The organism is Crenothrix polyspora, from assembly GCF_900163755.1.
GTDB lineage: Bacteria > Pseudomonadota > Gammaproteobacteria > Methylococcales > Methylomonadaceae > Crenothrix > Crenothrix polyspora.
On sequence record NZ_FUKI01000056.1, the window covers coordinates 1 to 7,864 of the forward strand.

The 7,864-nt window shown below is 46.7% G+C and carries 6 protein-coding genes and 1 pseudogene; 6 read left to right on the top strand and 1 reads right to left on the bottom strand.

Features of this window, described 5'->3' with window-relative positions; translation table 11 throughout:
• The first annotated feature begins 71 nt into the window (after positions 1-71).
• From aroA to aroC, 6 genes are all read left to right on the top strand, one after another.
• On the top strand, positions 72-1,406 hold the full coding sequence (gene aroA, locus CRENPOLYSF2_RS03375; protein ID WP_087142555.1) for a 3-phosphoshikimate 1-carboxyvinyltransferase: 1,335 nt from the start codon (positions 72-74) through the stop codon (positions 1,404-1,406).
• Between the two features lie 67 nt (positions 1,407-1,473).
• Positions 1,474-2,130, top strand: a complete 657-nt coding sequence (gene cmk / locus CRENPOLYSF2_RS03380; RefSeq protein WP_087142556.1) for a (d)CMP kinase — start codon at positions 1,474-1,476, stop codon at positions 2,128-2,130.
• Between the two features lie 100 nt (positions 2,131-2,230).
• Positions 2,231-3,901 (top strand): 30S ribosomal protein S1, encoded by a 1,671-nt coding sequence (gene rpsA, locus CRENPOLYSF2_RS03385; RefSeq protein WP_087142557.1) that lies wholly within the window; start codon positions 2,231-2,233, stop codon positions 3,899-3,901.
• Positions 3,902-4,118: 217 nt separating this feature from the next.
• Positions 4,119-4,424 (top strand): integration host factor subunit beta, encoded by a 306-nt coding sequence (locus CRENPOLYSF2_RS03390; protein ID WP_087142558.1) that lies wholly within the window; start codon positions 4,119-4,121, stop codon positions 4,422-4,424.
• 293 nt (positions 4,425-4,717) lie between these two features.
• Positions 4,718-5,650 carry a 50S ribosomal protein L3 N(5)-glutamine methyltransferase gene (gene prmB, locus CRENPOLYSF2_RS03395; protein WP_087142559.1) on the top strand — a complete coding sequence of 311 codons (933 nt, stop codon included), beginning with the start codon at positions 4,718-4,720 and terminating at the stop codon, positions 5,648-5,650.
• Complete coding sequence (gene aroC / locus CRENPOLYSF2_RS03400) at positions 5,650-6,738, top strand: chorismate synthase (protein ID WP_087142560.1); 1,089 nt, start codon at positions 5,650-5,652, stop codon at positions 6,736-6,738. Before prmB ends, aroC begins: the two co-directional genes overlap by 1 nt.
• A gap of 387 nt (positions 6,739-7,125) precedes the next feature.
• Here the strand turns inward: aroC and CRENPOLYSF2_RS03410 are convergent.
• Positions 7,126-7,749, bottom strand: a pseudogene (locus tag CRENPOLYSF2_RS03410) (IS630 family transposase); the annotation flags it as partial.
• Positions 7,750-7,864: the final 115 nt, after the last annotated feature.

The following is a 7,864-nucleotide window of genomic DNA, read 5'->3' on the forward strand; positions in this document are numbered from 1 at the left end:
CAGCTTTTTGAAACCTTTACGTATGCACGTCAGGCACGGCAACGCTTTCTGGATCAGTTCCTAAATTAACTATGTCAAAATCAATAACATTTAAAATTCAACCCGGTGGTTCATTACAAGGCGCGGCGCGGGTGCCGGGCGATAAGTCCATGTCGCACCGCTCCATTATGCTGGGTTCGCTGGCGGATGGCGTTACTCACGTCAAAGGCTTTCTTGAAGCTGAAGATGCCCTGGCAACATTGCAGGCGTTTCGTGATATGGGCGTTACCATTGAAGGTCCAACCAATGGTGAGGTGACTATCCACGGTGTTGGTAAACACGGTTTGCAAGCGCCGAAAAACCCTCTGTATTTGGGTAACTCCGGTACCTCGATGCGATTGTTGAGTGGCTTACTGGCAGGGCAAGCGTTTGATTGTGTGCTGACCGGCGATAAATCCTTGTCAGGTCGTCCCATGAAACGCGTCACTGATCCCTTGGCGGCAATGGGTGCAGATATAAAAACTACCGAAAAAGGTACCGCGCCGCTACACATTACCGGTAGGGCAGGGCAGTTGAATGGCATTGATTACGTGATGCCGATGGCCAGTGCTCAAGTGAAATCCTGCCTGTTATTGGCTGGTATGTACGCACAAGGCGTAACTACCGTTACCGAGCCTGCGCCTACCCGCGACCATACTGAACGGATGTTAAGTGGCTTTAATTATCCTGTCAAACAAGATGCCAGCACTGTTTCAATTACCGCAGAAGGCAAGTTGACCGCTAGTGATATTGACGTACCTAGCGATATTTCCTCGGCGGCGTTTTTCCTGGTCGGTGCATCGATTGCCCCAGGTTCTGATCTGACTTTGCATCATGTGGGTATTAATCCTACACGCACCGGTGTTATCGACATACTTCGGTTAATGGGCGCGAATATTGAAGTCCTGAATGAGCGCGTAGTGGGCGGTGAGCCAGTGGCTGATTTGCATGTGGTGTACAGCCCATTAAAAGGCATCGATATACCTGAAGAGCTCGTCCCATTAGCGATTGATGAATTCCCTGTACTTTTTGTGGCGGCTGCCTGTGCAGAAGGCCAAACCCGTTTGAGTGGTGCGGAAGAATTGCGCGTTAAAGAATCCGACCGTATTCAGGTGATGGCTGATGGCTTAAAAATATTGGGTGTGAAGGCTGAGCCAACGCCGGATGGTATGGTGATTCAAGGCGGAACGATAGGCGGTGGGACAGTGGTTTCTCATGGCGATCACCGTATTGCGATGGCGTTTTCTATAGCGGGATTGCGTGCCAGTGCGCCGATTACGGTGCTGGATTGCCTGAACGTCAATACCTCATTCCCTGAGTTTAAAGATTTGGTGAAAAATTTGGGATTGGATTTGACCTGTTACGAAGAGCACATCGAAACCGTTTAAGATTGAGAATGGCACAGTGTAGAGACGCACATTGCGGCTCTACGCTTCGAACAACCAGGATAATAAAATGACAATTCCCGTTTTAACCATTGATGGTCCAAGTGGTGCAGGTAAAGGTACAGTCAGCCGGTTAGTCGCCAAACAACTGGGCTGGCATTATCTGGACAGTGGTTCAATTTACCGCTCCTTGGCGATTGCTGTGTTGCAACAATCGGTGGATGTGAATGATGTCGCTGAAATCGTCAAGATAGCGCAAAATCTGGCGCTGGAATTTGAATGCAACGACGAATTGACCGTTAAGCTCAACGGTGAAGACATCACTGCACAACTGGGATTGGAAAGTACGGGTGCGGTAGCTTCGGTGGTGGCGGCAGTGCCGCAAGTGCGGCAAGTGTTATTGCAAAAACAAAAAGATTTTCGTCAGTTACCAGGACTGGTCGCTGATGGCCGTGACATGGGCACTGTGGTTTTCCCCGATGCTATCCACAAAGTATTTTTGACTGCCAGTGCGTCACAAAGAGCCGGTAGGCGATATAAACAGTTGAAAGAAAAAGGAATTGATGCTAATCTTTCACACATAACTTCTGAAATAGAAGAACGTGATCGCCGCGATAGGGAACGGGAGACTGCCCCTTTAGCCATGGCGAGTGATGCGCTGTATATTGATTCTTCTGACATGGGCATTACTGCCGTGATTGAAGAAGTATTAAGTTTAATCCGTTAAGGGTTTCTTGTGGCCGCAAGGAAATGGTTTCTTGTGGTTTTTTTTAACTTTGATAAAGAAAAGATTTGTGTCGTTTTTAACAAGTCTGGGAAATAAGAAGATGAGCGAAAGCTTTGCTGCATTACTAGAAGAAAGTCTGAGTAAAACCAAAATGAATCCAGGTGCCATGTTGATCGGCACAGTGATTGACATTGAAAACGATATGGTTATCGTTAGCACCCATTCTAAATCAGAAGGTGTCATTCCAAAATGGCAATTTTTGAATAATGAAGGTGAATTGGAAGTTCAGATCGGTGACGAAATTGAAGTCGCCTTGGATTTATTTGAAGACGGTTTAGGTGCGACTCTTCTTTCCCGCGACAAAGCGAAAAGAAACAAGGCTTGGTTTGAACTGGAAACCGCTTTCGAAAAACAAACCACGATTGTTGGCCGTATCAATGGCAAAGTCCGTGGTGGTTTCACGGTTGCAGTCGGCGCATTGCGTGCCTTCTTACCAGGTTCTTTGGTTGACGTGCGTCCTATCCGCGATACCACGTTCCTGGAAAACCGTGATTTAGAATTCAAAGTCATCAAAATTGACCAAAAACGTAATAACGTTGTACTGTCCCGTCGTGCTGTGGTAGAAAAAGAATACAGCGCAGAACGCGAAGAATTGATGAAGACCCTGGAAGAAGGCGCTATCATCACCGGTATCGTTAAAAACCTGACCGATTACGGCGCGTTTATTGACCTTGGCGGCATCGATGGCTTGTTGCACATTACCGATATGGCATGGCGTCGTGTACGTCATCCGTCTGAGTGTGTAGAGATTGGCCAAGAAATTAAAGTCAAGGTTATGAAATACGACAAGGAAAAGAATCGTGTTTCATTAGGCATGAAGCAAATGGGCGAAGATCCTTGGCAAAACATTGCCCGTCGTTACCCTGCGGGAACACGCGCCTTCGGTAAAGTCAACAACCTGACCGATTACGGCTGTTTCGTTGAAATTGAAGAAGGCGTGGAAGGTTTGGTTCACGTTTCTGAAATGGATTGGACCAACAAAAACGTTAACCCATCTAAATTGGTGCAATTAGGCGACGAAGTTGAAATCATGATTTTGGAAATTGACGAAGAACGCCGTCGTATTTCTTTGGGTATGAAGCAATGTAAAACCAACCCTTGGGATGAGTTTGCCGCAACACACAACAAAGGCGACAAAATCAGCGGTAAGATCAAATCGATCACTGATTTCGGTATCTTCATCGGTTTGGATGGCGGCATTGATGGTCTGGTTCACATGTCTGATATTTCTTGGGCAGATGACGGCGAAGTGTCAGTACGTGACTTCAAGAAAGGCGATGAATTAGAAACTGTGATTTTGGCAGTCGATTCTGAGCGTGAACGTATTTCTTTGGGCATTAAGCAATTGGAACAAGACCCGTTCCAAAACTTCTTAGCCGCTAATGAAAAAGGCGCGATTGTTAAAGGTACTGTGAAAGAAGTGGATGCTAAAGGCGCAGTGATTACTTTGGCAGATAACGTGGAAGGTTACTTACGCGCGTCTGAAATTCAACGTGATCGTGTAGAAGATGCACGTACCTTGTTGAAAGAAGGCGAAGCTGTCGAAGCGAAATTCATTGGCGTTGACAAGAAGAGCAAGACGATTTCTTTGTCCATTAAAGCCAAAGACTACGAAGAAGAAACTCACACCACCAAAGACCACAGCGTTGTCCAACAACAGCCATCAGCATCGCCTACCTTTGCTGATATCTTCAAAAAAATGGAAAAATAGTACGTTTCTGGGCGGGGACATCTTAGATGCCCCCGCTCAACGTGTATTTACTGGTTCTTCAGGTTTACATAAGTAGAAGACAGTTGTATAACTTTTTTAGTTAAGTAGAATTTACCCTGCGTCCTGTTTGTTAAATTCTTACTTAGCTTAAGATCGATCCATCCTCTTGCCATGCTACTTTGTACCTGCGTCATTTACTTTTTTCACAGGATACGATGTGACAAAATCTCAATTAATTGAAGCTCTTGCAAAACAACAACCCCATTTAGCAGCCAAAGACGTGGAGCTGGCGGTAAAGTGCATCATTGAAAATATGAATCAAGCACTGTCTTCCGGTGAACGCATCGAAATTCGTGGCTTTGGTAGTTTTTCTTTGCACAAACGTCCACCCCGCATGGGTCGCAACCCAAAAACCGGCGAATCAGTTGAGTTAGCCGAAAAGCACGTCCCGCATTTTAAGCCGGGTAAAGAGTTACGCGATCGCGTTGACTTTTCTAGCAGCAAATATAAAATCGTCGATTAATTATTGCCATTTGCCCTAACAGATCGCTAGCAGTAGCACTCTCCTTCTTGCTCTGTTTTGATGTCGCATTAGCATTATCAAAATCAGGGCGATTAGGGGTGTTTAGCGTTGGTCTGTCCTAGAGCCGTGTTATTTCGGGCTTACGTTCCTCTTAATAAATCCGTTTTCATCAAGATTATGTACTGTCTTGTGCGTAAAGGTGTTCGTCATGTATGCTTATCGCAATCGAGCCTGGCCTGACAGGTATTCAGGACAATCCCATTATTTACCGATCAGCTTAGTATGCAACCATTATGAATAAAACCAGTTTTGATGTGTTAACCAGCCTTTCCACTATTCGTGATTACGTACGCTGGGGTGCGAGCCAGTTTACCCGCGCCAAGGTCAGTTTTGGTCACGGGACTTCATCGGCGCTGGATGAGGCGTTGGCGTTGGTGCTGCATACCTTGCACCAACCGTATAATTTGGCCGAGTCTTATTTTCAGTCAACCTTGACACCGGATGAGCGTCAGGAAGTGATTGCCATGATTGAACGGCGGATTAATGAACGTGTGCCTGCCGCGTATTTAACCCAGGAAGCCATTTTTGCCGGACTGCCATTTTTTGTCGATCAGCGCGTGTTGGTACCGCGTTCGCCAATTGCCGAATTGATTGAACAACGCTTTGCGCCGTGGGTGAATGAAGACAATGTCGAGCGTATTTTAGATTTGTGTACCGGCAGTGCTTGTATTGCGATTGCCTGTGCGTATGCGTTTCCCGATGCGTTGGTCGATGGCGTGGATCTATCGCCCGATGCCTTGGCGGTGGCCGAGCAAAATGTCGCCAAGCACGATATGGCCGATTTTGTTACTTTGTACCAATCCGATTTATTTAACGATCTCCCCACCAGCAAGTACGATGTCATTGTCAGTAACCCGCCTTACGTGAGTGTGGATGAATGGGAAAAATTACCCACCGAATTTCACGCTGAGCCAGAAATGGGCTTTAAAGGCGGCGCTTCTGGCCTAGATTTGGTGGTACGCATTTTGGCGGATGCCGATGAATATCTGGCAGAGCAGGGCATCTTGATTATTGAAGTCGGTAGCAGCGCTGAAACTTTGCAGAATATGTTCCCCGATGTGCCGTTTTATTGGCTGAGTTTTGAGCGCGGTGGTGATGGCGTATTTTTGTTGACTGCCGAGCAGGTGCGTGAATTTCAACCTATTTTTGAAGAGGCCTTAGTGTAATGTCAGGCAATAGTATAGGAAAATTATTTACTGTCACCACTTTTGGCGAAAGCCACGGCATTGCACTGGGGGCTATTGTGGATGGTTGCCCACCGGGTATGCCACTGTGCGAAGAAGATTTGCAGATTGATCTGGATCGGCGCAAACCTGGTACATCTCGCCATACCACACAACGCCGTGAAGCCGATGAAGTCAAGATTTTATCGGGCGTATTTGAAGGCAAAACCACCGGTTGCCCAATTGGCTTGCTGATAGAAAATACTGACCAACGCTCCAAAGATTACACCAATATCGCCGAAAGCTTTAGGCCTGGCCATGCTGACTACACCTACCAACATAAATACGGTTTTCGGGATTATCGAGGGGGTGGTCGTTCTTCGGCACGGGAAACGGCGATGCGGGTGGCGGCCGGTGCAATAGCCAAGAAGTATCTTAAACATATCGCTGGCATTGAAGTGCGCGGCTATTTGTCGCAGTTAGGCCCGATTACTATTGATAAAATTGATTGGGATGAAGTCGGCAATAACCCATTTTTCTGTCCTGATGTGGATAAAGTCGCCGAAATGGAACGCTACATGGATGCGTTGCGTAAAGAAGGTGAGTCGATAGGCGCACGGATTGTGGTGGTGGCCAGCAATGTGCCACCTGGCTTGGGCGAGCCAATTTTTGATAGACTGGATGCCGATATTGCCCATGCCATGATGAGTATTAACGCGGTAAAAGGCGTGGAAATTGGTGATGGTTTTGACTGTATCAATACCAAAGGCACAAAGTTCCGCGATGAAATCACCCCTGAAGGTTTTTTGAGCAACCATGCGGGTGGTATTTTGGGCGGTATTTCCAGTGGCCAGAATATTGTTGCCAGTATCGCTTTAAAGCCAACGTCCAGTCTGCATTTGCCTGGGCGTAGCATCAATATCCGTGGTGAAGCAATCGAAGTGGTGACCAAAGGCCGTCATGACCCGTGTGTCGGCATACGCGCAACGCCGATTGCTGAAGCGATGTTGGCGATTGTGTTGATGGATCATTTGTTACGGCATCGTGGCCAGAATGCGGGGGTGGATTCAAGATTGTCGGTTTTGCGCTAGTAGAGCTTCAGTTAGCTAAATTTTTACGGTTGGAGAAAAGGCCTGCAAAGTTTTAGAAATCCCGTAGGCCTTTGAGATGATGTTTTCTTGTCTTTACGTTAACATAAACAAAATAAAATTAGCACTTCTGATTGTAGAAGCTACTTAATTGTTGGTGACAAAAACACCAATTATTTTTGGGTTTCCGTAGATACAGCCATCCAGAGTAAAGCTAACCGATTTATTTGTTTGAAATGCCATCAGCAGTGCAGCTTGATGTGCAGCATTTGCCGGTTGGGCAGGGTCGGTATGATAGCCATCAGTACGTGTTGCACAGGGTTGCCCAGTGAATGGCGCTGTTGTCTCCACCCTAACGGTATTTTCTACCCATCCTGATGTGTATATACTTTAAACGGTCACGTTTTCGGTTTTCTTGGAAAAGAACTGGAAAACCATTGTCATCAGTGTTTCCATCTTGGCTTTATAGCGGCTACCCAGTTCAGCGATACAGGTATCGATGCTGTTTTTAAAAGTAGCAAATTTGTCATAGTGGGTGCTATAGAGCACTTGCTTTTTGACGAAGCGCCACAACCGCTCAATTAAATTGAGATTAGGTGAATACGGCGGGAGGTATAGGAGGTCAATTCCCAGCTCCTTTGCCTTTTCTATGACCGACGGGCATTTTTGGTATCTGGCATTGTCCAGCACTACGGTTATAGGAAGCCCAGTACCTGCATAAGCCGCCGCAATTTTATCCAGGAATTCACAGAAGACCACTTGGTTGATGTAGGTGTCATTGGTTACCGTAATAGCCTCATGCCTGATAGGGTCATATGCACCCAAGACATTATGGCGCTTGCGCCCGTTGGCGGATGGCAGCAACTTCCGCGTAAAGCACCACAACATCCCAAGAAATGCCCCCATGACAAAATGCGCCGCATCAACAAACAACACGGTGCGCTTACCTTGCTTTGCTTCTTCCAATAGGGGCTGTAACTTTTCGCTGTGGAACTCCCGCTGTTTTTTTTGGTGTTCCTCGTCATCTGCTGCCTTGCCCGGAACTAAGGTAAGCGCGTAGCAAAATCATCTAAAATTTTTTTATCGGCCCTGATATCCTCCAGATTTTTTCCGAGGATAACCGATGACA